Raw genomic sequence first — 24,715 nt, 5'->3', positions numbered from 1 at the left:
TTCGCCGCGCCTCACGGCTCGAGCGGCTTGCCCGGCATGCCGGGCGCCGCGGGAGCCAGCGCCGGCGCGACGGACTGAACCACGGGCGTGAGCTTCATGCCCGCCGGCGCGGTGCCGGGCAACTGCGCCGGCGGCACCTTTTGCGCACTGTCTGCGCCAGGCGCGAGCCCCGGCACCTGGCCCGGCAGCAGCGTCTTGCCCGAGCCCGCCGCGTCGTCGGAGAGCGTGGTGGTCGTGGTGTCGTCGTGCATCATGGCGTCCTCGGACTTCTTGTTGAGCACGATGATGCTGATGCGGCGGTTCTCCGGATCGAGCGGATCGGCCTTGTTCAGGTTCTGCGTCGAGGCGAGCCCGAGCACGCGCAGCACCTTCGATTCGTCCATGCCGCCCGCGATCAGCTCGCGGCGCGACGCGTTCGCGCGGTCCGCCGAAAGCTCCCAGTTGCTATAGCCCTTCTCGCCGCCCGCATAGGGCACGGCGTCGGTGTGGCCCTGCACGACGATGCGGTTGGGCACGTCGTTCAGCGTCTTGCCGATCGCCTGCAGGATGTCGCGCATGTACGGCTCGACCACGTCGCGCGCCGTCGCGAACATCGGCCGCTTCTGCGAATCGACGATCTCGATGCGCAGGCCCTGCAGCGTGGAGTCGATGCGGATCTGCTGCCGGAACTGGCGCAGCACCGGATTGGCCTCGATGGCCGCCATCAGCTTGACCTGCAGATCGTGCAGGCGCACCTGCTCCATGCGCTCGAGCGAGCCTTCCTGCTTGCTCTGCGACTGGTCGTCGGCATGCGCGACGGTTTGGTCCGCATGCGCCTTCATGCCGTCGCTGCGGCGCGTGATGCCCTCCTCCTCCGAGGTGATGTCGCGCCCGCCGCCCTTCACGATGCTCGATTCCGTGGCGCTGCGATCGCCACCCCAGAGCGTGATCTTGAGCGGCTGGTTGAAGTAGTCGGCAATGCCGCGCAATTGCACCGTCGACGCCGACGAAAGCAGCCACATCAGCAGGAAGAACGCCATCATCGCGGTCATGAAATCCGCGTACGCGAGCTTCCATGCGCCGCCGTGATGGCCGCCCTTCTTCGGCGCGGCGCGCTTCACCACGATGGCGCGGTCTTTGTTGCCGCTCATCGGCCGCTCCCCGTCTTCATTGCCTGCATCTCGAGCTTCTCGTGCTTCATGATCGTCGCCGTCCTCGCCTCAATACGCGTTATTGCGCTTACTTCGCCTTCACGCGGCGCACGTGCTCTTCGAGCTCCGTGAACGACGGGCGCTCGGTCGAGAACAGCACCTTGCGGCCGAACTCGACGGCAATGGCGGGCGCATAGCCGTTCAGGCTCGCGAGGATCGTCACCTTGATGCACTGGAACATCTTGGTCGACTCGGTCACGCGCTGCTCCGCGAGGCTCGCGAGCGGGCCGATCAGGCCATACGAAAGCAGAATGCCGAGGAAGGTGCCCACCAGCGCCTGGGCGATCATCTCGCCGAGGACCGCGGGCGGCTTGTCGGCGGACGCCATCGTGTGCACGACGCCCATCACCGCCGCGACGATGCCGAACGCCGGCATCGCGTCGCCCACCTTCGAGAGCGCATGCGCGGGCGCCTCGCCCTCGGCGTGGTGCGTCTCGATCTCCTCGTCCATGAGGCTTTCGATCTCGAAGGCGTTCATGTTGCCGCCCACCATGAGCCGCAGGTAGTCGGTGAGAAATTCGACGATGTGATGGTCGGACAGGATCTTCGGGTACTGCGTGAAGATCGGGCTTTTCTGCGGATCGTCGATATCGGCTTCGAGCGTGAGCGTGCCTTCCTTGCGCGCCTTCGCGAGCAGGACATAGAGCAGCGCGAGCAGCTCCATGTACACGTCCTTGTTGTATTTGGCGCCCTTGAAGAGCGACGGAATGATGCGCAGCGTGGCCTTGATCGTCTTGATGCCGTTGCCGAGGATGAACGCACCGACGCCCGCGCCGCCGATCATCAACAGCTCCATCGGCTGCATGAGGGCGCCCAGATGGCCGCCCTCCAGCGCGTAGCCGCCGAAGACGCAGACGATCGTCACGAGTGTTCCCACGATAATCAGCACAGCCGGGTCCTCACTGGAAGATTGCGACGCGTGCCCCCATCGGCCCGCGCCCTTGATTGGGTTTACGGCACCGGCGCGGAAAACTTTGAGACCGGGCGGGCGCGTGTTTACCGCAGGGGCAAACGTTTGAGGGCCGGGTCGGAAAGGCGCGTCGCACGGAGAGGGTGGCGGGTGGCCGGAGCGGATGCCCACGGAGGGGTCACCGGCAGCAATCTGTCGCTATTTTTTTGACCGCCGATGCCCGGCCAGGACGGCCGCGAGTGCGAAATGGGTTGAAGCGACTGGAGTTGAAGCGGCGGGGTTGGATCGTTGGGAGTTGGATGCGGGAATGGGATCGGCGGGAGTGGGACGGCGGGTGTGGGGAGGCTCGGACCGACCTGCGCCCACGAGGCGCCGCAGCCGCAACGGCACAGGCCGACGGCTCAGCCGACCTGCTCGACGCCCTGGCCGGCCATGAGCATGGCGGCGTGGATCTGCGCGGCTTTGCCCTTCTCGGCAAGCGCGCTCAGGATCGCATGCTCATCGAAGCGGAAGCGGCACAGCAGCTGGCTGGATGCGGCGAGGCGCGCGGTCTGCGCGGCGGTGAGCCGGGTCAGCGCGTCGGCCAGTTGCTCGGAGAGGCCCATGCGGAACATCCCGGCCGGCCGGTCTTCGCGCAGCAGCCGTTGCGCGAGCAACAGGTACGACAAATTGACTTCATTGATCTCGCTGAGCATGTCGCTTGGCGTCGTCGCGCTCATGGATTCCCCCGAATTCGAAACGTAGCGGCTGGTCAGGCCTGTAACGGAAACGTTTGCTCGTTCGTCCTGGCGCTATCAGGCGCGCATTTGGCGCGCGGCAAGGCGAACGGCCCGTTTAGTGGTCGTCCACGCATTGTGGCGAGGGTGCTCGCAATTGGAAATTGGACGGATGCCGCGACGCGTTGCGAGAAAAATTTCCCTTTTTATGTAGGAATTTTTCTGACAAGCCGGAAAAAAGAGAGGTGGAAAGCTGCCCAAATGATGCTCATGGCATATTTTCCTAATCGTCTGTCGATTATAAAAGCGTTTTCATTGATGCGTCTCAAATGTGTACGCAGGGTCTGAACATATTGCCGTGTTCAGGCACATCAATTGCGCATAGGCCCGCTCCCGGGCGTCGCGCTTTGCATTGCCTGCTTACAGCGGGTGTTTCCCGCTGTAACAACATTAAGTGATTGCAAAACAACTCGTCTCGCGCATTCAAATGTTGATAATCGAGCTCAGGGATAACCCGATATCGCAGTGCCCGTCTCAGCCAATTGCGCCTGATCGAGCACTTTTTGCTGTCAGTCGCACGACACGCGGCAACTGCCCAAGGAGATCTAGCCAATGCGAATCGCACAAATTGCGCCACTTTACGAAGCCGTTCCGCCGAAACTCTATGGCGGCACCGAGCGTGTCGTGTCCTACCTGACCGAAGCGCTGGTGGACCTCGGCCACGACGTGACGCTGTTCGCCAGCGGCGATTCGGTCACATCGGCCAAACTCGAGGCCGCCTGGCCGCGCGCGCTGCGCCTCGACCCGACAGTCCGCGACGCGCTCGCCCCGCACATCGTCCTGCTCGAGCGTGTACGCCAAATGGCGCACGAGTTCGACGTGCTGCACTTTCACCTCGACTATCTGCCGTTCCCGCTGTTCTCGACGCTCGACACGCCGTTCGTGACGACGCTGCACGGCCGCCTCGATCTGCCCGAGCTGCAGCCGGTGTTCGACTCGTTCTCCGAGGCGCCCGTCATCTCGATTTCGGATTCGCAGCGCCAGCCTCTCGAGCAGGCCAACTGGCTGAACACGATCTACCACGGCCTGCCGAAGAACCTGCTCACGCCGCAAACCAGCCGCAAGCCCGAATATCTCGCGTTCCTCGGCCGCATCTGCCCGGAAAAGCGCGTGGACACCGCCATCAAGATCGCCGCGCTCTCCGGCCTGCCGCTGAAGATCGCGGCCAAGGTGGACAAGGTCGACCAGGACTACTTCAAGACCGAGATCGAGCCGCTGCTTTCGCAGGCGCACGTGGAGTTCGTCGGCGAGATCAACGAAGCGCAGAAACCCGAGTTCCTCTCGGGCGCCAAGGCGCTGCTGTTCCCGATCGACTGGTCCGAGCCGTTCGGCCTCGTCATGATCGAGGCGATGGCGTGCGGCACGCCCGTGGTCGCCTTCAACCGCGGCTCGGTGCCCGAAGTGATCGATCCTGGCCTGACCGGCTATATCTGCGAGGACGTGCAGGGCGCCGTGGCGGCGTTGCAAAACATCGACACGCTTTCGCGCGAAGCCATTCGTGCGCAGTTCGAGCGCCGCTTCACCTCGCACACCATGGCCAGCAATTACGTCGAAAGCTATTCGGCGCTGATCGAAGCCACGCGACGTCCTGTGCTTCGCCGTGTTGCAGCTGCGGGCTGAATGCGCGGCATGCCTCACTTTGAGATAAAAAGGCAAAAAAAGGCAGCGTGAATCGTTTGCGCACAGCGTAATAGCCCGATTGCCCACAGCTAAAAAAGAGCCGCATGTTTCATGCGGCTCTTTTTATTTGGATAACCGAATGCACCGGTGCGGTTCCGGGACGCTCGCCCCGAACCGCGCGACCTGACATTTAGATAACGGCAATCAGGCGATCAAATAACGCTCGCGATTCTTGCCCGCAATCCATTTGGGCGGCTTGCCGCGCCCGCTCCAGGTCGCGCCCGTCTTCGGATCCTGATAGCGCGCGGGTAGCGGCGCCTTCTTGGGCGGGCGTCCGCGCTTGGCGGCCGCCGCAAAGCCGAGGTCCTGGGCCGATAGGCCGTACTCGACGATCTTCTCGCGGATCATGGTGATGACATCGGCGATTTCCGTGCGCCGCGCTTCGTCGGCCTGCGCCTGAAGTTTGGCGATCTGGGCCTTGAGATCTGAATATTGAGACATTTCCTCCCCCCCTTCATTGTCGATCTAACTGACTCGAACGCAGATTAGACGTAAATAAGAGAATTAGCAATCGAGGCTAATACTGCTTTATCGGGATATTGCGACATTTAACGATTGCGTGCGCGAAGCCACACTCGGAACGCATCTACCGCAATAATGAGAGCAATTACTGCGAAATTGACAATCCTTCACACCCACGCTTTTCGTGAATCCCTAGAATCTGGCATTTCCTGGCGCCGACACTTTACCGGAAGCCCGTCAAATACCTTTTTGAGGCATCACGAAATGCACTTATCCAAACGACTTCTCGCCGAGCTTTTCGGCACATTCTGGCTCGTGCTCGGCGGTTGCGGCAGCGCCGTGCTCGCCGCCCATTTCGACGGCCCGGTGCAGGGGCTCGGCATCGGCTTCGTGGGCGTCGCATTCGCATTCGGCCTGACGGTGCTCACCATGGCATTCGCCATCGGCCATATTTCCGGCTGCCATCTGAATCCCGCGGTGAGCGTCGGTCTCATGGTCGCCGGCCGCTTTCCGGCGCGTGACCTCGTGCCGTACGTCGTCGCCCAAGTGGTCGGCGCGGTGCTCGGCGCGGCCACGCTCGCCTGCATCGCCACCGGCAAGCCGGGCTTCGACCTCGTCGCGAGCGGCTTCGCCACCAACGGCTACGGCGATCAGTCGCCGGGCCACTACACGCTGGCCGCGGCATTCGTCTGCGAAGTCGTGATGACCGCGTTCTTCCTCTTCGTGATCCTCGGCGCGACCGACAAGCGCGCGCCCGCAGGCTTCGCGCCGATCGCCATCGGCCTGTGCCTCACGCTCATCCACCTGATCTCGATCCCGGTCACGAATACGTCCGTGAACCCTGCGCGCTCGACCGGCCCGGCGCTCTTCGTAGGCGGCGAGGCGATCTCGCAGCTGTGGCTGTTCTGGGTCGCGCCAATCATCGGCGCAGCGATCGCCGGCGTGGTCTATCCGATGATTGCGGGTCGCCGTGAAGCTGTGGCGGAACTGCAGGCACGCGTGCAGGCATAACGAGCCTCACGCGATTCGATACGCGGGCGCTTCGGCGCCCGTTTTTGTTTTCACTTTCGCTTTTTTTGCGGACCTTTTCGCGCGCCAGCGAGATGTCTAATCACGCAAGGTGGCTGCGGCGGCGCTGCTAGAATCGGGCGACCCATTCATTCGAACTCAAGGCGCACAGCATGAAGCGTTCACGACATCCACTGGGCCGCTTCGCCGTTGCGATGAGACTCGACGCTCAGGCGCTTCGCCCCGTGGCGCGTAGTGCTGCGATTCTGGTGACGCTGCTCGCGGCGGCCACCGGCGGCGCACTCGCGAGTGCGGGCACGGCGCACGCCGCAGGCACACAGGACATCGAAACACTGGTCTTCGTGCGTCACGGCGAAAAGCCCGCCGCAGGACTCGGGCAGCTCGATTGCAAGGGATTGAACCGGGCGCTCGCGCTGCCCGCCGTGATTGCGGCGAAGTACGGCAAGCCCGATGCGATCTATGCGCCGGACCCAAGCGGACGCAAGGACGACGGCGGACAGACCTATTACTATGTGCGCCCGCTAGCGACCGTCGAGCCCACGGCCATCCAGTTCGGCCTGCCGATTCAGACGCCCTATGGCTACGCCCAAACCGACGCCCTCGAAAAAGCGCTGCTCGATCCGGCGTGGCGCAACCGCACGGTGCTGGTCGGATGGGAGCACCGTGAAATCGAGACGCTGGTGCGCAAGATCGTGGCCGAGCATGGCGGACAGGCGTCCGACGTGCCCAAATGGAAGAGCGCCGACTTCGACAGCATCTACGTCGTGCGCATCGACTGGAGCGGCGCCACGCCGAGCGCACGCTTCAGCCACGACCGCGAGGGCCTCGACGGACGGTCGGACGAATGCCCGTGTGCGGCGCTTCCTGCCTCGCAATAGGCGAGGCCTGAGGCAGACGAAAGGGCCAGCGCCCATACTGAGGCGCCATACTCGCGTCCGCGACACAGCCATAGCCACGTCCGCGCCACGCGATATGCGCCACGCGATGTCCGATACGCAGCGCAGCCAGGTTAGTGCTGCTTAGCGCGCCAGTTCGTCATCCAGCGCAAAGAGCTTGCGCAGGTGATGAGCGACGCCCGCCTCGAAGTTATTGCCGATGCGCGGCACCTGGGGCAGACGCGCGATCAGATCGGGATTCGCGTTATTCATCATGAACGGATGACCGGCCGTTTCGAGCAGGTCGATGTCGTTCATGTTGTCGCCGAACGCCACGCAACGCGCAGCATCCACATTCAGACGCTCGAGCACGACATTCAACGCGCGCCCTTTGGAGACGCCCGCGACCATCACTTCCAGGCAATCGGGCAGGGAGTAGGTGATATAGAGCGCGTCGCCGAATTCGCGCTCGAGGTTGCGTTGAACATGCGCAAGATCGGCCGGATCGCCGATATAGAGCGCCTTGGCGACACCCGCGCCGCCGAGCGCGCCGAGATCCCCAGCGACGCGATACGTGAAGCCCGAATCCTGGTGATAGGCGAGCAGCTCGGGCGCATCGCGGTCGATGAACCATTCCTTGTCGGTAAAGAGGCTCACGATCACGCGGCCATGCGCGCCCACGGTGTCCGGGGCGACCAGGCGGCGCACGACCGCCTCGGGCACGTTGCGCGCGTGGATCAGCGCGTCGTCCGGGCCGTGCACGCGCGCGCCGTTCGACGTGATCAGGTACGCGGGAATGCCGAGCAAGCCGCGGATGCTCGCCACATCGCAATAATGACGGCCAGTCGCGATGATGAACTGCAGCCCTTGCGCGTGGAGCTTGTTGAACGTGGCAACCGTGAACGGATCCAGCTGATGGTCGGCGTTAAGCAGCGTTCCGTCGAGATCGGTTGCGATGACCTTGTACATGGCTATCCGGGGAGACTGGGGGAAACCCTCAATCCTAGCACCTGAAGGGGAGCGCAGGCGCTAAGCGCCGCCAAGCCGCTCGGCCTCGCGATGCGCGAGCCGCAAGGCGCCAGAGGTGGAGTCGGCGAGCGGCGCGCGCAGCCGCTCGCGCACGGCTTGCGGCACCCAGTCGGTGAGCGGCAAGCCGAGCCCGCCGGCGAGCGACACTGGCAACGCGGCTTCGGGATCGAGCGCCTCGATCAGGCGCGCCACGGCCTCGCCAGCCTCGGCCAGCAACTTCGCCACGAACGGGTGATCGCGGTGCGCGAGCACCACGGGCGCGAGGCTCGCATAAGCAGTCTGGTTGGCCGCGCATTGCCAGACGATCAGGCTCTCGCGGTCGACCGCGCCGATATGGGCGAGCAACGCGCGCGAAAGCGCATCGGGCACGACGCGGCCATCGAGCGACTGCTGTGCCCATACGATCGCGCGCAGGCCAAACCATGCGCCGCTAGCTTCATCGCCCGACGGGAAGCCGAAGCCCCCCGCAATACGGCAGACGCCGTGCGCGTCGAGCGCGGCGGCGATGCTGCCTGTGCCGAGCGCCACGACCACGCCTGGCTCGCCGCCGTGCGCGCCCAGCAGCGTCGTGTAGGCGTCGCTCTCGACCGCGAGGCCTGCAACGGGCGGCGCCGCGGCGCGAAACGCGGCGAGCCAGTCGGGATTGTTCACGCCCGCGAGGCCGCAGCCGAGCATGCAGTGCGACCAGTCGAACGCCAGCCCGGCTTGCGCAAAGGCGGCGCGCGCGCCTTCTTCGATCGACTGCCAGGCGCGCGCGATGCCAAGCCCGAGCCCCGACGGGCCCGCGGACGCACGCGCGAGCTCGGCGCCCTGAGCGTCGCCCAGCGCGACGCGCGTGCCGGTGCCGCCGCCATCCACGCCGATCAACCAGGAATATTTCTGCATGATGTTTGCCGCGCCGTGCGCGAGCCGGTGAGTTGAGGATTATCGAGCATTGAATCGTGCCGCAGAGACTAACGGCTCAGCGCCTTTCGCACAATTGGCCGGACGGCCAGGTGGCGGCGCACGACCAATCCGCTATCCTTGCCGGGCTACTCGCAAGGAGAACTCAACGTGACACACCGCTGCAACTGGGTAATGGCCGGCGCGTCGCCGCAGTATGTGCAATATCACGACGAGGAGTGGGGCGTGCCCTCGCGCGACGACCAGCACCTCTACGAGATGCTCGTGCTCGAAGGCGCGCAGGCGGGGCTGTCATGGTCCACGATCCTCAACAAGCGCGAGGGCTATCGCCGCGCGTTCGCCAACTTCGAGGTCGAAAAGGTCGCGCGCTTCACGCCAAAGCACGTCGAAGCGCTCATGCAGGATGCCTCGATCGTGCGCAACCGCGCCAAGATCGAGGCCGCCATTCTGAATGCGCGCGCCGTACAGCAAATCCAGGCCGAGCACGGCTCGCTTGCGGCATTCGTCTGGTCGTTCGTCGAGGACACGCCCATCCAGAACGACCTTGCTTCGTATCGCGACGCGCCCACATCCACCGAAGTCTCCGACGCGCTCAGCAAGGCGCTCAAGAAGTATGGCTGCAAGTTCGTCGGCACCACGATCTGCTACGCGTTCATGCAGGCGGTGGGCATGGTCAACGACCATGAACGGGACTGCTTCTGCCGCAAAACCTGCGCAGCGCTTGGCGGCGTCAAATTAAAGGCCAAGTCCAAAGGCAAGCCCGCAGCCGCGAAGACGCGCACGTCAGCCGGAGCCTGACTCGGCGATTAGCCGGCCCTGAAACAGCCCCGGATCGGCTATGGCCTAGCGGGGCGGCCCAGCTACAGGGTTGTACGAATTGTGGATCTGCGCGATTTCCACCTGCCTTGGTGCGCGGCCTAACGGTTTTCTCGTGGCGCGCCGTTATAACTGAGATCGGCGCGTCCGGGTTTGCTGCACCGGTAGCAGGCGCAACAAGGGACCGCCCGCCGCGGGGAGCGCGCGCCGCAAGGCACGCAGCGGCGCATTTGCAGAGCCTTACCGCTGTGCGTCGCGCAGGGGGCTGAAATGAAAAACGTGCACTTCCTGACTCATCAGGAGATTTTCGACCGCGCCGTGGCGCACCTCCATGGACAAGGGCGCGCAGCGCTTCTGCCTTGCGGCGGCGGAGCATATCGGAACGGTTACAGCAGCGGCGCGCGCAACTACGGCGGCTGTCCGGTCGGCAGTTTCATCCGTGCGCGCGACTACATCAGCGCAATGGAAGGCATCCCCGTGCGCTATCTCGCGCGTGAGGCGAACGAGGTGCCCGCATGGATGGACGTCGGCGTCGCCGCGCTGAAAAAGGCGCTTCTGCGCGCCCACATCAACATCTACGACCCCAACACCGTGAATCTGCTGAGCTGCCTGCAGAACGTCCACGACGTGTTCGGCGTCTGGGAGTGGCACGATCGGCTACTGTCGATCGCCGCGCAGTTCGGGCTTTCGCCGCAGCGCCTTCTGGACGCCGCCTGAGCCTCCGGGCGGCGCGCGGTCGCGCAACCGAAATCCAAAAACCAGCGCCAGAAATGCAAACGGCGGCGCAGCTTCTTGCGAAGCATGCGCCGCCGTCTGGCGGAAGCTGAAGCGGCTCTTAGTGGAGCTTCTTCGGCAGCATCTGGCTGCGCAGACGCTTGTGCAGGCGCTTCACAGCAGCAGCCTTCTTGCGCTTGCGCACGGCCGTCGGCTTCTCGTAAGACTGACGCTCACGCAGCTCGGCGATCAGGCCATTCTTTTCGATTGCACGGCGGAAGCGGCGGATGGCCACTTCGAACGGCTCGTTTTCCTTCAGAAGAATCGTCGTCATGTATTTCCTAACTCAATCGCTTGATACGGTTCAAAGGCGCGAATGGCAACCACCATTCACGCACCGGCCCTCCGGTCGTTCGCCACGATGGGGGCGTAACGAAAGGCAAGGCGGCCACGGAGGCCGGAAAAGAGAAGTAGGGGGTTCACAGCGGAACGCGATCAGGTAGACCTTGCTGCAACACACCTGACCGCCGGTTTGCGGCCGCCAACAGTAACGAACACGGCAACAAAACAGGCAAAGATCTCAATTCACTCCCAATCATATCAGGAAAAAACCTTGCCAGCCACACTTTCTTGATTCTACTCAGACACTTGCGTGGCGAACGCCGTCCGGCGGGCCCGCCACGCACCTTCAGGACTCCTGGATGAACGCGTTCCGCCCCTCGCAAGGGCGCGTCCCGGGTTCAGGCGCTCGCGTCGTTGAGCGCCTGGATGTCCGCCGGATCGAGCTTCAGGCGCACCGCGGCCACGAGGCTATCGAGCTGCTCGAGCGACGTCGCGCTCGCGATCGGCGCCGTGATGCTCGGCCGCGCGATCAGCCACGCGAGCGCCACGGCCGCCAGCGAGCTGTTGTGGCGCCCGGCAACGAAATCGAGCGCCGCGAGGATGCGCACCCCGCGATGGTCGAGATAGCGCTCGACGCGCGAACCGCGCGTGCTCTTCGCGAGGTCTTCGCGCGAACGGTATTTGCCCGACAAAAAGCCGCTCGCGAGGCTGTAATAGGGCACGACCGCGAGTTTCTGCGCGAGCGCCACGGGCTCGATGTCGGCCTCGTAGGCCGCGCGATCGTACAGGTTGTATTCGGGCTGGACGATCTGGTACGCGGGCAGCCCGTTCTTGTGCGCGACCGCGAGCGCTTCCTCGATGCGCGCGCCCGTGTAGTTCGAGGCGCCCACCACGCGCACCTTGCCCGCTTCGATCAGGCGCTGATAGGCGCCGAGCGTCTCCTCGAGCGGGACCTTCTGGTCGTCCTCGTGCGAGAAGTAGACGTCGAGGTAGTCGGTCTGCAGGCGGCGCAGCGAGTCTTCCACGGCTGCCTGGATGTTCGCGGCCGAGAGGCCGGGGCGGCGCGGGTCTTTAGCCACTTTCGTTGCGATCACCACCTTTTCGCGCTTGCCGCTCCTGGCGAGCCATTTGCCGATGATCGTCTCCGATTCGCCGCCCTGGTTGCCGGGCACCCAGGCAGAGTAGACGTCCGCGGTGTCGATGAAATTGAGGCCGGCGTCGGTGAAGGCGTCGAGGATCGAGAAGGAGGTGGCCTCGTCGGCGGTCCAGCCGAACACGTTGCCGCCGAACATGAGCGGCGCGACCTGCAAGGCCGAAGTGCCGATCCTGCGTAGTTCCATGATTGAAGTCTCCTCGGGAGCACGAGAGCAGAAAGGGTTGAGGATACGCCCGCTGGCGCGATGGTGCAGGCGGCCAGGCAGGCTCGCAGGCGCTTGCCAAGGCTTCGCGAAGCACTACACCGCATCACTCACGCGCAAACGTGTGCCTCCGCGGATCGAAGCGCGAACTCCTCCCAATCTCCTCTTTTATGCGCCACGCAAATTAGGTCGCAATTGTTTGCGCGAGCCCCTCAAGTTTTTTTTACCCACGCCGTCAACCTTCACTGAGGCGGCCAGCAATGAACGAGTGCTACCGCCGCAGCCAATGTGGCGTGTAATGGGCTTAGCGCCCGTCCAGGAGAATTTCCATGCTCGGAATTAACAGCAACATCAACTCGCTCGTCGCGCAGCAGAACCTGACCAGCTCGGGCAGCGCGCTCTCGCAAGCGATTACGCGCCTCTCGTCGGGCAAGCGCATCAACAGCGCAGCTGACGATGCAGCAGGTCTCGCGATTTCGAACATCATGCAGACCCAGATCAACGGTCTGAACCAGGGCGTGTCGAACGCGAACAACGGCGTGTCGATGGTGCAAACGGCATCGTCGGGCCTGTCGTCGCTGACTTCGAGTCTCCAGACCATTCGTCAGCTTGCGACCCAAGCCTCGGACGGCAGCATGACCGATACCGACCGCCAGGCACTGCAGCAGGAAGTCGCGCAGCAGATCCAGGAAGTGAACCGTATCGCGTCGCAAACGACGTACAACGGCATGAACGTGCTGAACGGTTCGCTGGGCAATGTCAGCTTCCAGGTCGGCGCCAACGTCGGCCAGTCGATCAGCCTGAACCTGACGCAAAACATGTCGGCAGCGCAGATTGGTACGGGCAACGTCCAGGCTGGTAACACGCTCGGTTCGTTCACGGGCCTGAGCCTCAACGCCAACGGTACGGCATTCGCTGGCGCGTCGGCAGCGCCGACGACGACGGTGACGGCAACGGCTGACGCGGCCGGTGACGTCACGTACAAGGATCAGAACGGAACCGTTCTGGAAACCGACAGCGCAGCTTCCATCGCTGCAAACACGCCCTCGACGAATGCTGTTGTTCTTCAGGCTCAGGCTGTCTATAAGGCCGCATCGGGCGGCACGTCCATGGCTACGAATGCGGTGGCGGCCCAGACCCTGAACGGCAGCAGCGTTTCGCAGACGGGCCTGTCGCTGAACAGCAACGGCTCGACGGCGGAAATCACGTCGTTGACCAACACTGGCACTACCGCTGCCCCGGTCTATACCGACCAGAACGGTAACACGGTCAATACGGGAACCACGGCAGGCGCGGCTATCGTCGCCGCAGCAATGGCGGCTAACGGTGGCGCGCTGACTGGCGGCACGAAGGTGTCGAACCTGACACTCGACGCATCGTCGGGTGGTCAATACTCGGCGACTCAGACCACGACCGCAGCGCTTACCAGCATCAACGTGCAGTCCGACGGCAATGGTGGCTTCACGTTCACCGATCAAAACAATGTTGCGCTCAGCAGCAGCGCAATGGCGCAAATCTTCGGTAACGCAACCGCGACCACCAATTCGTCGGGCGTAACCAGCTACACGTTTGCCCATGGCGGTGCAACCATCGCTGCCGATATCAACACGGCCACGGGCGAAAGCACGTCGAATCCGGCTACGGCTGCTGCTGCAACGGCTAACTTGAACGTTGGTAGCTCCATCGACGCGCTGAACAACGTTGGCTCGGTTTCGAATATCAACATCTCCACGCAAGCTGGTGCGTCGGCTGCAATGGAATCGATCGACAACGCGCTGAACACCGTCAACAACCTGCAGGCAACGCTCGGCGCGGCGCAAAACCGCTTCACGGCCATCACCACGACGCAGCAAGCCCAATCGACCGACCTGTCGTCGGCTCAGTCGTCGATCCAGGATGCCGACTTCGCACAGGAAACGGCGAACCTGAGCAAGGCGCAGGTTCTGCAACAAGCCGGTATCTCGGTGCTCGCGCAAGCGAACTCGCAGCCGCAGCAGATCCTGAAGCTCCTGCAGTAATGCGCTTCATGTAGTACGCGTTCCGCGCCCCGCCCGCCATACCCGGTGCGCGGAACGCCAGCCAACCGGGAGCCTCGTCTCCCGTTTGGCGTTTTTCAGACCTGAACCGATTCACCCGGCATCGCCGAAGCACGGAGCCTCTTCATGTCCACCGTATCCGGTAACTCAGTCACGAATACCGTCGCGGCCAACACCGCAGCGACCAACCAGGCGCTGCAGGAAGCCGCACAGTCGATCATCAGCGGCTCGACCGGCAATTCGTCGATGGACGTGAACTCGCTCGTCACGGCGCTCGTCAACAGCAAGATTGCAGGGCAGGCTGCAACGCTAGCCGCGCAACAGTCGCTGGACAACACGCAAATCTCCGCATACGGCACGCTCTCCGCCGCGCTTTCGGCATTGCAGGCCGGGCTCACAAACCTCTCGAACGGCACGACTGTCAACGCTTTCACCGCGACCACCAGCGGCACCGGCATCACGGCCACCGCAGCCAGTGGCGCCGTCGCCGGCACGTATTCGCTCGATGTCGCCCAGATCGCGACCGCGCAGGTGCTCACGTCGAAAGGCTATTCCGCAACGCAGGCGCTTGCCTCGGGCCCGGCCACGATGACCCTGTCCATCGGCGGCGCGAGCACCACGATTTCGCTGAACAGCTCCAACAGCACGGTTTCCGGCATCGCGGCAGCCATCAACAGCGCGAGCAACAACCCGGGTGTGACGGCCACGGTCGTCAACGGCGCCGATGGTGCCCACCTGGTCTTGCACGCGAACTCGACCGGCTCCCAGAACGCCATCAGCGTCCAGATCAGCGATACGGCCACGGGCGATGCACTGAACGGCCTTGCGGTAACGGGCAACACGGGCACTTCGCTGACCGGCAATGCAAGCGCGACCAGTGCGCAGCTCCAGGCCAACCAGTCGACGCTCAGCAATGTCCAGTCGTCGGGGAACCCGGCCACGCCCAACTGGACACAGACCACGGCTGCACAGGACGCCTACTTCACGGTCGACAACACCGGCGTCACCAGTTCGACGAACTCGGTCACCTCCGCGATTGCCGGTGTGACGCTGAGCCTGAGCGCCGCGTCGGTCGACACCACGGGCAAGTCACCACAGACGCTCACCGTCGCCCAGGACACGACTTCGCAGTCGAACACGATCAACCAGTTCGTTACGCTCTACAACACGCTCGTGACGACGATGAGCACGCTCACGTCATACAGTTCGACGGCCTCGTCGCAGGGCCCGCTGCTCGGCGACTCGACGCTGAACATGGTGCAGAACCAGTTGGCCACGATCGTCGCGAACGGCGTGAAGAACGGCAACACGTCGACGAGCCTGGCGGCGATCGGCATTACGCTGAATCAGGATGGCTCGCTTTCGATCAATAACGCCACGCTGAACACCGCGCTGCAAAACAACCAGTCGACCATCGCCACACTGTTCAGTTCGACCAACGGCGTTGCCGCGCAGTTGAACAACAACATTACGGGCTATCTGTCTACCACGGGTGCCATCCAGACGCGCACCAACGCGATCAACACGGACCTGACGAACCTCACGACGCAACAGACGTCGCTCACGAGCTATCAGACGCAGCTCACCAGCATGTACAACGCGCAGTTCACCGCGCTCAACACGCTGATGGCGACGATGAACAGCAATCAGCAATACCTCACGCAGCTGTTCGGCGGCACCAACAGTGCAGGCGCGCTGGCCACCAACAAGAGCTGACGGGATCGAGGGCACACATCATGCAAGCACCGGCCGACATCGACCGTATCTGGCAAATCACCAAGGCCATCGAACAGGCGGCGGCCGTGGGCGAATGGGAACAGGCATCGCAGCTCGCGAGCGAGCGCTCGCCGCTGCTCATGTCGCTCGGTGCGACGCAAACGCCTGCCGCACTCGACGTCCTGAAACAGGTCCACGCCATCGATGCACAAATTGCGCAAGCCGCGCACAACGCCAGAAACGAACTGACCACCGAATACCAGGCCGCCATGCAGGCCACCCGCAACGCGAATCTGTATCAACGCGTCGCACAGTTCTAAACGCAAAAGGCGGCGATCCGCGCCATACGCACCGAACAACAACAATTCATCGCGTCCTGACAGATGCGCTCGTTCATCTCAGCCCGCCTCGCGCGGGCTTTTTTTCGCGTACGCAAGTTCTGCGGCGAGCGGGCGCGCTGGATCGCAACGCAAAAGCCGCGTGGCCGGCATCACACACCGGCCACGCGGCACCCCTCGCGTAACGCGCCTATTACCCCTTCAGATCACCCCTTCACCGGCCCCGGATCGCTCTGGCTCGGCCGCCCCGTCTCCACGTGGCCCGCGAAGCGCCGCACGACCTTATCCGACGCGCCGCCGACCGTCGACGCTGCGATGTTCAGGTCATACCACCCATGGCTCGAGCTGAGCTCCCAGTGGTCCTGCATCGTCTGCCCGGGCCGCAGCGTGTAATGCCGCGAGTTGGCGCTGCTATACGCGTTGTCGACAATGACGCTGCACGCAGCACCACCGCTATTGCGCAGCTCGAGATACACATGTCGATTACGCACGTCATAGCCAATACGCGCTTCCGGATTCGCGTGATGGCCATCAACCGCGACTTGCACGTTGCCCTGGAATTCGCACACGTAGCCGTTCGGCCCATAGACCGCCAGATGGTACGCACCCTGCGCAGCCGTCGTGCTCCAGTAATCGGCGAAGTTATCCCGCGCGGCGACCGTATAGCGACGCGGCGGATTGGTCGGATTCAGGCGGTCATAGACGTAGAACGCCGCACCCGCTCTGCCTGAATTCGCGAAATCGAGCCACAGATTGCCGTCGTGCCCGCTCACCCGGCTGTGAACGAACACTTCGTACGGCAGCGCGCGCGCCGGCCGCGTGCCGGGCTCCTGCGTCGGCATCGTCTGCGGCGTGGGCACCTGGTACGCCTGCCCGGCCGTCTGAATGTGCTGTGGGACCGTGAAGCTCACCGCAGACGTATCCGGCTTGCCCGAGAAGTCGAACGCGGAAGTCAGGTCGCCGCAAACCGAGCGGCGCCACTCGCTGATGAGCGGCTCCTGCACGCCGAAGCGCGCCTCGAGGAAGCGCAGCACCGACGTGTGATCGAACGTCTCCGAGCACACCCAGCCGCCCTTGGACCACGGCGAGATCACGATCAGCGGCACGCGCGGGCCGAGGCCGATCGGCTGGATCCCACCCGGATCGGCGCCCGGGATCAGCGGTCCCATCTCCTGCGGATACTTGCCGAGATCGAGGTATTCATCGCCGATATTCGAAAGCAGGCTCGACGACATCATCCCCGCGCCGTTCAGCCCGCTCGAGAGCGGTGGCACCGGCGGCACGACGTGATCGAACAGGCCGTCGTTCTCGTCGTAGTTGAGGATGAACACGGTCTTCGCCCACACGTCTGGGTTCGACGTCAGCGCCTCGAGGACCATGTTGATGTAGAACGCGCCGTCGGTCGGCGACGCGGACGGATGCTCGCTGTACTTGTACGGCGCAACGATCCACGACACCTGCGGCAGCTGGTTCGCCTGCACGTCGGCCTTGAGCTCGGCGAGCGTGTGGTTCGACGCACCCTTGTCGACGAGCGGCCCGCTCGCGCCTTCCTGCACCTGGAACTTCTTGAAGAACATCAGCGAGTTGTCGGTGTAGTTGTCGGTCGGGTCGCCCGGGATGCCGGTGCCGCCCTGGTACACCTTCCAGCTGATGTTCGCGTTCTCGAGACGCTCGGCATACGTCGTCCAGGTATAGCCGTTCGTGTTATCGCGCTCGCCGATGCCCGGGCCGTTCGGCGGATTGCCGTAGATGTTGCGCGAGTCGATCGTGCCGGTCCACAGGTAGATGCGGTTCGGCGCGGTATCGGCGTGGACGGAGCAATGGTAGGCGTCGCAGATCGTGAACGCATCGGCGAGCGCGTAGTGGTACATCACATCGGCGCGCTTCAGATAGCCCATCGTCAGCACGTCCTGCTTCTGGTTCACCCACTGGTCCCACTGGCCGTCGTTCCACGCGAGGTGGCCTGTGCTCCAGCCGTGGTTCGTGCCCGGCTGGTATTCGGTCGTCTGCTGCGGATCGAGATAGAACGGCAGCACATACGGCGCCGACGGGCTCAGGCCGCGCGCCTGGTAGTGCGACGTCTGCACCGAAGCGGGCGGCTGCTGCCAGACCGGCGCGCCGCTGGGCAGCAGGTGCGGACGCGGATCGTTGAAGCCGCGCACGCCGCGCAAGCCGCCGAAGTAATGGTCGAACGAGCGGTTCTCCTGCATGAAGATCACGACGTGCTCGACGTCCTGAATCGTGCCGGTGCGCGTCGCGGCGGGCATGGCGAGCGCCTTGCGGATCGCGGGCGGAAAGGCCGCATAAGCAGCCATCGCGCCTGCCGACTGGGTAGCAAGGCGCAGGAAATCGCGTCTGTTTTTCGACGACATGGGAAATCCTGTTATTGGGGGGAAAAGTGGAGGTGTCCTGCGAATCAGTGCGCGCCGCTCGCGTTGGAGTCGGGCGCCCAATGCATGTCGGGGGCGCCCGGCGCGTTGCCTTCGCCGCTCGCGTCCGCATTCGTGCCGGCGCCCGCCATCTGCTGGCTGTTTTGCAGGGCGTTCTGCTGGCTGCTTTGCGGGTTGCTCCCGCTCGGCGAAGCCGAAGAGCCATCGCTGTCGCCGCCGCCGCACGCGGCGAGCACGAGAGAAAACAGCAGCGCGGCGCAGAGGGCACGCATATCGAATCGACGCATGAGAAGCAGTCCGTTGATGACGAATGCGGCCATTAACGCATTGGCGAATGTCCCGGCAGTGACCGGTTCCACCAGCTTTCTTGCGGTGTACCTCAGCTTTTTTGTTTGAGGCCTTGCTGAAAAATCGTCTCTATCGACCGGTGAGTGCGCAACTGCACGCGAGCGCGGCATCTTCCGGAGCGTGCGCGCGTCACGCGGCGGACACATCGGCACGCTACGCTGTCGCGCGGGTGCGGAGGAGAAGAGGACAGGATTTTGTTCGATCAGTTGAAGGCGTTCCACGCGACGGTCCGCCAGGGCAGCATCACGCGTGCGGCGCGGCACCTCGGCGTGAGTCAGCCAACCATCGCCGCGCAAATTCGCCAGATCGAGCAGCTATACGGCGTCGAGCTGTTCTATCGCAGCGGCCGCCGCCTCGCGGTCACCGAGACCGGCATCGCGCTCTTGCCGCTCGTCGAGCAGATGATCGACTTCGAGGCTCAGGCCGATATCATGCTGCGCAACGTCGGCGGCCTGTTCGAAGGTCAATTGAGGATCGGCGCGACGGGGCCCTACTACATCATGGACGCGATCGGCCGCTTTTCGAAGGCGCATCCGGCCATCGCGCTCACTTGCCGGATCGGCAATTCGGAAGACATCCTCAACGCGCTGCACGAGTTTCGAATCGACCTCGCGGTGTCGTCGCATCGCAGTGATGCAGATGGGCTCGAGCGGCGCGTGATCTCGACCGATCCGCTCGTGCTCGTCGTGCATCACAGCCACCCGCTTGCGCGCTTCGAGGCGATCGACGCGGCGCGCCTCGCTGACGTGCGTCTCCTGATCCGCGAAACCGGCTCGGTCACGCGCAGTTGCACCGAGGAGATTCTCGCGAAGGCCGGCGTCGCACCGGCCTCGCTTGCGGAGATCGGCAGCCGCGAGGCGATTCGCGAAGCCATTCTGCACGGCGTGGGCGGGAGCATTTTTCCGCTCGGCGAAGCGGAGCGGCATCCGGATCTGCGCGTGATCGCGCTGCGCGACGTCGACACGACGATCGACGAATATATCTATTTCCTGAAAGCGCGCCGCCAGAGTCCGGCGATCGATGCGTTTCTCGCGTGCATCGCGCCGGGGGGTGACAGAGGCGAGCAGTCGAAGCGAATGCGCGAGGCGTCGGTGGGGTGTTGAGGGGAGCGCTCGCGGAATGCGAGCGGACCGTCACGGTCCGCGCAGTGTGGGGCGGGTGGGGTTCAGAGGGAGCAGGGAGTCCCGTTCCCCGGAACGCCAACGATCAAAGAAAGGGACCCGTATAGAGAACGGTTTGCGGCCCTATCCCGCCGTTGTTGCCGTATTTGTTCACGATCGTCAGAGTACCGCCTATATGCGTATAAACCAGCTTCCCGTACTTCTGGAGGTCCTGGTATGCGCTCTTTTGCGTCTCGAGCGCAATCTTGCGCGCGAGCGCCTGATGATATGCCTTGCCCGCGACAGCCTTTTTGTTAAAGGGGTTCGCGTAAGCCTTGGGGTCGTCTCTATATTTATTGTCTATTTTGAGCCATTCTTGCGCCGCCTTGTCGCTATCGATGGCGCGTCTATAGGCTGCCCATTGCTTCATGACCCGGTCGATCTTCGGGCTGCGCAGAAATTCCTCTTTCTCGAGCGCGATATCGATCGCCGCTTCTTGCTCGACGCTCGATTTACCCGTCGTATCGTCGAAGCCCACCGCCCCGGTTCTCGCGGTCATGGTCATCGTGCGCCCATGGTCGCTGCATAGATAGTGGAACATCTTGTACGCGAAACTCGTGTTGAGCAGCGTTAGCGGGATCATCCCCTGATGATCGAGGTCTCTCGCGTAATATTCGTCGGTTCGGGCGCCGTAACACATGACGAGGGCGACTTTGTAATGCTTGCTCCTCTTGGGCAGCACCTTGCGGATCAGTCTGCCGAAATCCTTCCACGTGCCTAGCGCTTCCCCACCCGAAGCCTTCGCGAAGGCGTGCTCGGTATCGTTCGCCAAGCCGTGCGTGCACAGGTAGATTTTTTCGGCGACGTCGCAGTCGTCGCGCGCCGCTTTTAGCTTGTCCCCCAGTGGCGTTCCATCCTGCAAGTCCTTGAGCTCGTCGAATAGATCGTGGATCGGAACGACATCCTCGCCAACGAGCACGGTCCTGGGCCCGGCCTGGATTTTTGCCTCCAGCCCCCGTTTCACTCTCGTTACGGGCCCCATCTGCCCTGGGTCTGCCAAATTCAGGATCACTAGCCGCGGCATGGTGTGGTCTCCGGAATCGAATTGTTCCCCATGAGAATCCCGCGTCGGTCACTGTCGCGTCGCCTGCTGCAAGAGCGGAACGCCGTGGACGGTGTATCGAATTTCGACGCGAGTCCGTTGGGGAAATTAGTTCAAATCCGGGCGAAACTCAACGCGTAAGCGGAGCGCGGCGACAGAATATGCGCCTGGCATTCAATCTGCCGGAGGGCGGTGTTTTGTGGGGATCTACGTGAATCTTGTGGCGCGCCCGGCTGGGATCGAACCAGCAACCCCTGCCTTCGGAGTGTCAAAAAACGTGTTTTTAGAGGTAAGCGGCTGTTTTCCAACTCCTTAAAAATCAAATGGATAGCTCACCCACGTTCAGTATGATAAATGGCTGTTCGGCGCAGGATTTGCCCTAACTTTGCCCTAGGCTATACTTTTGCCCAACTGGCAGGGGTTAGGGCATGGGGCAGAGATTCAAAATCGACCGAGATTTCCTGCGCGCGATCAAACCGACCGGCAAATATCAGGAATACGTGGACGCCGACCTCGGCGGCTTCGTCGTCAAGGTGACGCCCGCGGGCAGCGTCTCATTCACTATCCGCTGGACGAAGCCTGACGGCTCGCAGGGGCGCCGCGTGATTGGGTATTGGCCGAATCTAACCCCGAAGGAGGCGCGCGAGCTCGCGAAGAAGTCACTGCTCGATGTGGAAAAGAAGGGCGATACGGTTGCGGAAGTCCTCGAGCGGCGCCGACGCAAGGTAGAGGCCGAAAAAATCGTCGGCACGCCAACCCTCGCGAAATTCATTGATGACCGTTACGCCGACTGGCTGACGGCCAATACACGGAGCAGCGACGCGACGCTCGCGCGCCTGCGCAAATCGTTCTCCGAGCATCTCGACAAGCCGCTCGGGGACTTCAATGCGTGGATCATCGAGAAATGGCGTTCCGGCCGCCTCAAGGCGGGAATTGGTGCATCCACCGTCAATCGCGATCTGTCGGCACTGCGCGGTCTGTTCTCGCGCGCTCTCGAATGGGGCGTGATAGCTGAACACCCCATGCGGACGGTCAAGGCATTGCAAGCGCCCAGCGGGAAGGTGCGCTGGCTCTCAGACGACGAAGAAACCCGCCTGCGCACGGCACTCGACGCCCGCCAGGAGCGCGAACGGGCAGCCCGCGAGAGCGCGAACGCCTGGCGCGCGAGGCGCGGATACGAACTTATGCCGGATCTGCGCGGCGTCGCGTTTGTCGATCACCTCAAACCCGCGGTGCTGATCTCGATCAACACCGGCCTGCGACAAGGCGAGCTGCTCAAGCTCGACTGGCAACACGTTGACCTCGACCGCGCGATCCTCACGGTAGTCGATGCCTCTGCCAAGTCGGGCAAGCAGCGGCACATTCCGCTCAACGACGAGGCGCTTGCGACGCTCAAGGCGTGGCGCGAGCAGTGCAGTCACGCTGTCGTGTTTGCGAGCGCGGACGGCAGCGTGCGGGTGGACGTCAAGACGGCTTGGCAAAAGCTGCTGAAGGACGCCGAAATCACCAATTTTCGATGGCACGACATGCGCCATCATTTCGCATCCCGGCTCGTCATGGCGGGCGTGGACCTCAACACGGTACGTGAGCTGCTCGGCCATGCCGATCTGACGATGACGCTGCGCTACGCGCACCTCGCGCCCGAACATTTATCGGCAGCCGTCGCGAAATTGAATAGACCAGCTACCTCAGTGGGAACGGAGCGCCAAGCATGAGGAAAATCTATCGGCTCAAGAGCTGGTACTCCCTCAAAGAAGCCGCCGACCGCTTGACGCTCACGCTTGAAGAACCAGTTTCGGAGGAGGACGTTATTCAACTCGTCGCGGAGGGGCACCTTGGCGTCTCCTGGATGATGGACGGATCCTTCTTTGGGCGAAAAGTGGCGGTCTATTGCCCATTTCCCCGCGGCGCGCATTTGGACGTCTACTCCGAGCCTCTGCCCGACGAGCCGGGTAGTTCGATGGCTGGCGGTTTCGATTTGCCGATCGACCTATGCCCGTCGTGGGCTTGGTGGATTCTGACCTTCGTCGGAAAGGGCGGCGAAAGTGGCGATCTGTGCGGCCCGTTAGTCCGAGATGAGAACGGCACGCTGTGGGAACTGTATGAGCCGTTCGGCAGCGACGACTTTCTACACTTTCCGCCGAAAAACAGCCTTGTTATAAGGGCGATCGCACTGGAAGCTTTTGAACGCTCCTTCTGCGATGACGGTGTACCAGACAGCGACTCCGACAAGCCACTTTCGTCGCGAGAGAAAAACACGCTTCTCAAAATAATCAACGCTCTGTGCACGGCAAACGGTCTGGATACCAACGCGCCATACAAGGCAGCTGAGGTGATCGCCAACCATATCGAGCAGGCTGGGCAATCCGTCAGCGTTGAGACAATCGCATCGAAGTTGAAAGAAGTACAAAAATCCTAATTTGGTAAGCGCCAATCCCAATTAGGACCGGGCAAAGGGGCCGCTCCATAGACTCGATTCCAGATTGTTCATCAGAGCAATCCCTTGTATCCACTAGCGAGGATCAACGATGGAAGCGAGTTACACCCTTGCGCAGTTCTGCGCGGCTTACCACATCAGCCGCGTCCACTACTACACCCTGAAGCAGCAGGGCAAAGCCCCACAGGAGATGCGCCTCGGGCGCCGCGTCATCATTACGCGGCGAGCCGCCGAGGCCTGGGAGAGCCGGATGCTGTCTGAACAGCAGGCCGATGGCAGCAAGTGCACCGCAATCGCTTGAGGTGCATGCCATGACGACCCGACAAATGAAAAAGGGCCGCGACTCCGGCAAGAGCGCGACCCCGACGACCCGCCTCGATGATACAGCGGCGGCGCCGATCGAGTTCCTCGACATCCGTCGCTCCGATTCCGAGCGCCTGCGCGTGACGGTCAGCGAGTATCGCGGCCGCGTGCTCATCGACTTGAGAGTTTGGTACTCGACCGAATCGGGTGAGTTCAAGCCCAGCCGCGCCGGCGTGTCGCTGCGCCCCGAGCAGATCGGTGAAGTTGTCCAGGCACTGATGCTGGCGGCGCGTGCCGTCGATCCCAAGGGAGCGATCTGATGACCCGACTCGCGAATCCCTTGACGAAGTACCCAATGGGTATTAGATTGGGGCTTATAGAGCCGCACGCCCTGTGTGGTTCGCTACTCCGAAAGGAACGTCCCATGAAGATCACCCTTCGTGCGCTCGCGCGCGCGCATTCCCAAAATGACCCAATACACTCCCCCGACAGCAGAGGATCTCGAACGCACGAAGACGGAGCTTGGCAAGAGCAGCGGCGAGATGGCCGAATTATTCGGACTGGCCAACGGCAGGCAGTGGCGTCGCTATCTTTCGGAAGATCCGAACAACTCGCGTGGAATGAGCATGCACATGCTGTTCTTCGCGATGGCACGGCTGGAGCTCGATCCGGAAACGCTGGAGCGCGTGCTGAATCGCATGAGAGCAGCCGGCGCGGAAATCGAGTTGGACAAGTCGTAACTGCTGGCGGCACGCTCGCGGCCGCCCTCCCGAAAGATCTCACCTCCTCAATCGTCCGCGAAGCACTGCGCGCTGCTGCGCTCGCCCCCACCTACCAAGACGCACTCGACATCACTGGCGC

25 protein-coding genes and 1 pseudogene are annotated in these 24,715 nt (G+C 63.1%); 15 read left to right on the top strand and 11 right to left on the bottom strand.

The genetic code is table 11. From position 1 onward, the window contains the following. Positions 1-11: 11 nt before the first annotated feature. The 3 genes from motB to flhD form a co-directional block, all read right to left on the bottom strand. Positions 12-1,130: a flagellar motor protein MotB gene (gene motB, locus E1956_RS03460; protein ID WP_134747440.1), complete on the bottom strand. Its 1,119-nt coding sequence runs from the start codon at positions 1,128-1,130 to the stop codon at positions 12-14. Positions 1,131-1,218: 88 nt separating this feature from the next. Further along, on the bottom strand, positions 1,219-2,079 hold the full coding sequence (gene motA, locus E1956_RS03455) for a flagellar motor stator protein MotA (protein WP_133194793.1): 861 nt from the start codon (positions 2,077-2,079) through the stop codon (positions 1,219-1,221). A gap of 422 nt (positions 2,080-2,501) precedes the next feature. Beyond that, positions 2,502-2,819, bottom strand: coding sequence for a flagellar transcriptional regulator FlhD (gene flhD, locus E1956_RS03450; protein WP_134747439.1), 318 nt, complete (start codon positions 2,817-2,819; stop codon positions 2,502-2,504). A gap of 609 nt (positions 2,820-3,428) precedes the next feature. On the opposite strand from flhD, the gene E1956_RS03445 reads away from it, so the two are divergent. Beyond that, positions 3,429-4,496 carry a glycosyltransferase family 4 protein gene (locus E1956_RS03445; protein WP_134747438.1) on the top strand — a complete coding sequence of 356 codons (1,068 nt, stop codon included), beginning with the start codon at positions 3,429-3,431 and terminating at the stop codon, positions 4,494-4,496. A 204-nt stretch (positions 4,497-4,700) separates the two neighbouring features. Here E1956_RS03445 and E1956_RS03440 read toward each other — a convergent pair whose 3' ends face one another. Then, entirely contained in the window at positions 4,701-4,997 is a 297-nt protein-coding gene (locus E1956_RS03440) for an H-NS histone family protein (RefSeq protein WP_134747437.1), read from the bottom strand. 285 nt (positions 4,998-5,282) lie between these two features. On the opposite strand from E1956_RS03440, the gene aqpZ reads away from it, so the two are divergent. Beyond that, entirely contained in the window at positions 5,283-6,029 is a 747-nt protein-coding gene (gene aqpZ / locus E1956_RS03435; RefSeq protein WP_134747436.1) for an aquaporin Z, read from the top strand. Between the two features lie 170 nt (positions 6,030-6,199). Next, on the top strand, positions 6,200-6,925 hold the full coding sequence (locus tag E1956_RS03430) for a histidine phosphatase family protein (protein WP_232071248.1): 726 nt from the start codon (positions 6,200-6,202) through the stop codon (positions 6,923-6,925). Positions 6,926-7,066: 141 nt separating this feature from the next. Here the strand turns inward: E1956_RS03430 and E1956_RS03425 are convergent, their stop codons facing one another. Further along, entirely contained in the window at positions 7,067-7,891 is an 825-nt protein-coding gene (locus tag E1956_RS03425; RefSeq protein WP_134747435.1) for a Cof-type HAD-IIB family hydrolase, read from the bottom strand. Between the two features lie 60 nt (positions 7,892-7,951). Further along, complete coding sequence (locus E1956_RS03420) at positions 7,952-8,836, bottom strand: glucosamine kinase nucleotide-binding domain-containing protein (protein WP_134747434.1); 885 nt, start codon at positions 8,834-8,836, stop codon at positions 7,952-7,954. A 192-nt stretch (positions 8,837-9,028) separates the two neighbouring features. Here E1956_RS03420 and E1956_RS03415 point away from each other — a divergent pair, with 192 nt between their 5' ends. After that, on the top strand, positions 9,029-9,652 hold the full coding sequence (locus E1956_RS03415) for a DNA-3-methyladenine glycosylase I (RefSeq protein ID WP_134750318.1): 624 nt from the start codon (positions 9,029-9,031) through the stop codon (positions 9,650-9,652). 288 nt (positions 9,653-9,940) lie between these two features. Continuing rightward, the gene (locus E1956_RS03410; protein WP_134747433.1) at positions 9,941-10,387 is read left to right on the top strand and encodes a hypothetical protein; all 447 of its coding nucleotides are present in this window, start codon (positions 9,941-9,943) and stop codon (positions 10,385-10,387) included. 118 nt (positions 10,388-10,505) lie between these two features. Here E1956_RS03410 and rpsU read toward each other — a convergent pair whose 3' ends face one another. Next, positions 10,506-10,718 (bottom strand): 30S ribosomal protein S21, encoded by a 213-nt coding sequence (gene rpsU, locus E1956_RS03405; protein WP_006401410.1) that lies wholly within the window; start codon positions 10,716-10,718, stop codon positions 10,506-10,508. Positions 10,719-11,124: 406 nt separating this feature from the next. Further along, complete coding sequence (locus E1956_RS03400; RefSeq protein WP_134747432.1) at positions 11,125-12,066, bottom strand: aldo/keto reductase; 942 nt, start codon at positions 12,064-12,066, stop codon at positions 11,125-11,127. A 347-nt stretch (positions 12,067-12,413) separates the two neighbouring features. On the opposite strand from E1956_RS03400, the pseudogene E1956_RS47950 reads away from it, so the two are divergent. The 4 genes and pseudogenes from E1956_RS47950 to fliT all read left to right on the top strand — a co-directional run. Then, positions 12,414-12,989: pseudogene (locus tag E1956_RS47950) on the top strand (flagellin N-terminal helical domain-containing protein); the annotation flags it as partial. A 204-nt stretch (positions 12,990-13,193) separates the two neighbouring features. Next, the gene (locus E1956_RS47945) at positions 13,194-14,102 is read left to right on the top strand and encodes a flagellin (RefSeq protein WP_472802075.1); all 909 of its coding nucleotides are present in this window, start codon (positions 13,194-13,196) and stop codon (positions 14,100-14,102) included. Positions 14,103-14,246: 144 nt separating this feature from the next. Further along, entirely contained in the window at positions 14,247-15,836 is a 1,590-nt protein-coding gene (gene fliD / locus E1956_RS03390; protein WP_134747430.1) for a flagellar filament capping protein FliD, read from the top strand. Between the two features lie 20 nt (positions 15,837-15,856). Beyond that, positions 15,857-16,156 carry a flagellar protein FliT gene (gene fliT / locus E1956_RS03385; protein WP_134747429.1) on the top strand — a complete coding sequence of 100 codons (300 nt, stop codon included), beginning with the start codon at positions 15,857-15,859 and terminating at the stop codon, positions 16,154-16,156. Between the two features lie 224 nt (positions 16,157-16,380). Here the strand turns inward: fliT and E1956_RS03380 are convergent, their stop codons facing one another. Both E1956_RS03380 and E1956_RS03375 read right to left on the bottom strand, forming a co-directional pair. Further along, positions 16,381-18,546 carry a phosphocholine-specific phospholipase C gene (locus E1956_RS03380; RefSeq protein ID WP_134747428.1) on the bottom strand — a complete coding sequence of 722 codons (2,166 nt, stop codon included), beginning with the start codon at positions 18,544-18,546 and terminating at the stop codon, positions 16,381-16,383. 44 nt (positions 18,547-18,590) lie between these two features. Continuing rightward, a complete protein-coding gene (locus E1956_RS03375) occupies positions 18,591-18,851 on the bottom strand; it encodes a hypothetical protein (protein WP_134747426.1) in 261 nt (86 codons plus the stop codon). A 255-nt stretch (positions 18,852-19,106) separates the two neighbouring features. Here E1956_RS03375 and E1956_RS03370 point away from each other — a divergent pair, with 255 nt between their 5' ends. Continuing rightward, on the top strand, positions 19,107-20,015 hold the full coding sequence (locus E1956_RS03370) for a LysR family transcriptional regulator (protein ID WP_134747424.1): 909 nt from the start codon (positions 19,107-19,109) through the stop codon (positions 20,013-20,015). 103 nt (positions 20,016-20,118) lie between these two features. Here E1956_RS03370 and E1956_RS03365 read toward each other — a convergent pair whose 3' ends face one another. Next, the gene (locus E1956_RS03365; protein WP_134747423.1) at positions 20,119-21,096 is read right to left on the bottom strand and encodes a hypothetical protein; all 978 of its coding nucleotides are present in this window, start codon (positions 21,094-21,096) and stop codon (positions 20,119-20,121) included. 446 nt (positions 21,097-21,542) lie between these two features. Between E1956_RS03365 and E1956_RS03360 the strand changes: the two genes are divergently transcribed. From E1956_RS03360 to E1956_RS03340, 5 genes are all read left to right on the top strand, one after another. Further along, complete coding sequence (locus E1956_RS03360) at positions 21,543-22,829, top strand: site-specific integrase (protein WP_134747421.1); 1,287 nt, start codon at positions 21,543-21,545, stop codon at positions 22,827-22,829. Further along, the gene (locus E1956_RS03355; RefSeq protein WP_134747419.1) at positions 22,826-23,533 is read left to right on the top strand and encodes a hypothetical protein; all 708 of its coding nucleotides are present in this window, start codon (positions 22,826-22,828) and stop codon (positions 23,531-23,533) included. The genes E1956_RS03360 and E1956_RS03355 overlap by 4 nt, the downstream gene beginning before the upstream one ends. Positions 23,534-23,642: 109 nt before the next feature. Then, on the top strand, positions 23,643-23,852 hold the full coding sequence (locus E1956_RS03350) for a hypothetical protein (RefSeq protein ID WP_134747417.1): 210 nt from the start codon (positions 23,643-23,645) through the stop codon (positions 23,850-23,852). Between the two features lie 10 nt (positions 23,853-23,862). Beyond that, positions 23,863-24,174, top strand: a complete 312-nt coding sequence (locus E1956_RS03345; RefSeq protein WP_232071246.1) for a transcriptional coactivator p15/PC4 family protein — start codon at positions 23,863-23,865, stop codon at positions 24,172-24,174. Positions 24,175-24,321: 147 nt separating this feature from the next. Continuing rightward, positions 24,322-24,594: an XRE family transcriptional regulator gene (locus E1956_RS03340; RefSeq protein ID WP_134750314.1), complete on the top strand. Its 273-nt coding sequence runs from the start codon at positions 24,322-24,324 to the stop codon at positions 24,592-24,594. The last annotated feature ends 121 nt before the right edge of the window (positions 24,595-24,715 follow it).

This window comes from Paraburkholderia pallida, from assembly GCF_004524855.1.
GTDB classification, from domain to species: domain Bacteria; phylum Pseudomonadota; class Gammaproteobacteria; order Burkholderiales; family Burkholderiaceae; genus Paraburkholderia; species Paraburkholderia oxyphila.
This window is presented reverse-complemented; position numbering and strand designations above follow the sequence as displayed.

What these genes read in the sequence shown, in the direction of transcription:
- motB (WP_134747440.1), bottom strand. Translation starts at nt 1,130, where the DNA reads ATGAGCGGCAACAAAGACCGCGCCATCGTGGTGAAGCGCGCCGCGCCG.
- flhD (WP_134747439.1), bottom strand. Translation starts at nt 2,819, where the DNA reads ATGAGCGCGACGACGCCAAGCGACATGCTCAGCGAGATCAATGAAGTC.
- E1956_RS03445 (WP_134747438.1), top strand. Translation starts at nt 3,429, where the DNA reads ATGCGAATCGCACAAATTGCGCCACTTTACGAAGCCGTTCCGCCGAAA.
- E1956_RS03440 (WP_134747437.1), bottom strand. Translation starts at nt 4,997, where the DNA reads ATGTCTCAATATTCAGATCTCAAGGCCCAGATCGCCAAACTTCAGGCG.
- aqpZ (WP_134747436.1), top strand. Translation starts at nt 5,283, where the DNA reads ATGCACTTATCCAAACGACTTCTCGCCGAGCTTTTCGGCACATTCTGG.
- E1956_RS03430 (WP_232071248.1), top strand. Translation starts at nt 6,200, where the DNA reads ATGAAGCGTTCACGACATCCACTGGGCCGCTTCGCCGTTGCGATGAGA.
- E1956_RS03425 (WP_134747435.1), bottom strand. Translation starts at nt 7,891, where the DNA reads ATGTACAAGGTCATCGCAACCGATCTCGACGGAACGCTGCTTAACGCC.
- E1956_RS03420 (WP_134747434.1), bottom strand. Translation starts at nt 8,836, where the DNA reads ATGCAGAAATATTCCTGGTTGATCGGCGTGGATGGCGGCGGCACCGGC.
- E1956_RS03415 (WP_134750318.1), top strand. Translation starts at nt 9,029, where the DNA reads ATGGCCGGCGCGTCGCCGCAGTATGTGCAATATCACGACGAGGAGTGG.
- E1956_RS03410 (WP_134747433.1), top strand. Translation starts at nt 9,941, where the DNA reads ATGAAAAACGTGCACTTCCTGACTCATCAGGAGATTTTCGACCGCGCC.
- rpsU (WP_006401410.1), bottom strand. Translation starts at nt 10,718, where the DNA reads ATGACGACGATTCTTCTGAAGGAAAACGAGCCGTTCGAAGTGGCCATC.
- E1956_RS03400 (WP_134747432.1), bottom strand. Translation starts at nt 12,066, where the DNA reads ATGGAACTACGCAGGATCGGCACTTCGGCCTTGCAGGTCGCGCCGCTC.
- E1956_RS47945 (WP_472802075.1), top strand. Translation starts at nt 13,194, where the DNA reads ATGGCTACGAATGCGGTGGCGGCCCAGACCCTGAACGGCAGCAGCGTT.
- fliD (WP_134747430.1), top strand. Translation starts at nt 14,247, where the DNA reads ATGTCCACCGTATCCGGTAACTCAGTCACGAATACCGTCGCGGCCAAC.
- fliT (WP_134747429.1), top strand. Translation starts at nt 15,857, where the DNA reads ATGCAAGCACCGGCCGACATCGACCGTATCTGGCAAATCACCAAGGCC.
- E1956_RS03380 (WP_134747428.1), bottom strand. Translation starts at nt 18,546, where the DNA reads ATGTCGTCGAAAAACAGACGCGATTTCCTGCGCCTTGCTACCCAGTCG.
- E1956_RS03375 (WP_134747426.1), bottom strand. Translation starts at nt 18,851, where the DNA reads ATGCGTCGATTCGATATGCGTGCCCTCTGCGCCGCGCTGCTGTTTTCT.
- E1956_RS03365 (WP_134747423.1), bottom strand. Translation starts at nt 21,096, where the DNA reads ATGCCGCGGCTAGTGATCCTGAATTTGGCAGACCCAGGGCAGATGGGG.
- E1956_RS03360 (WP_134747421.1), top strand. Translation starts at nt 21,543, where the DNA reads ATGGGGCAGAGATTCAAAATCGACCGAGATTTCCTGCGCGCGATCAAA.
- E1956_RS03355 (WP_134747419.1), top strand. Translation starts at nt 22,826, where the DNA reads ATGAGGAAAATCTATCGGCTCAAGAGCTGGTACTCCCTCAAAGAAGCC.
- E1956_RS03350 (WP_134747417.1), top strand. Translation starts at nt 23,643, where the DNA reads ATGGAAGCGAGTTACACCCTTGCGCAGTTCTGCGCGGCTTACCACATC.
- E1956_RS03345 (WP_232071246.1), top strand. Translation starts at nt 23,863, where the DNA reads ATGACGACCCGACAAATGAAAAAGGGCCGCGACTCCGGCAAGAGCGCG.
- E1956_RS03340 (WP_134750314.1), top strand. Translation starts at nt 24,322, where the DNA reads ATGACCCAATACACTCCCCCGACAGCAGAGGATCTCGAACGCACGAAG.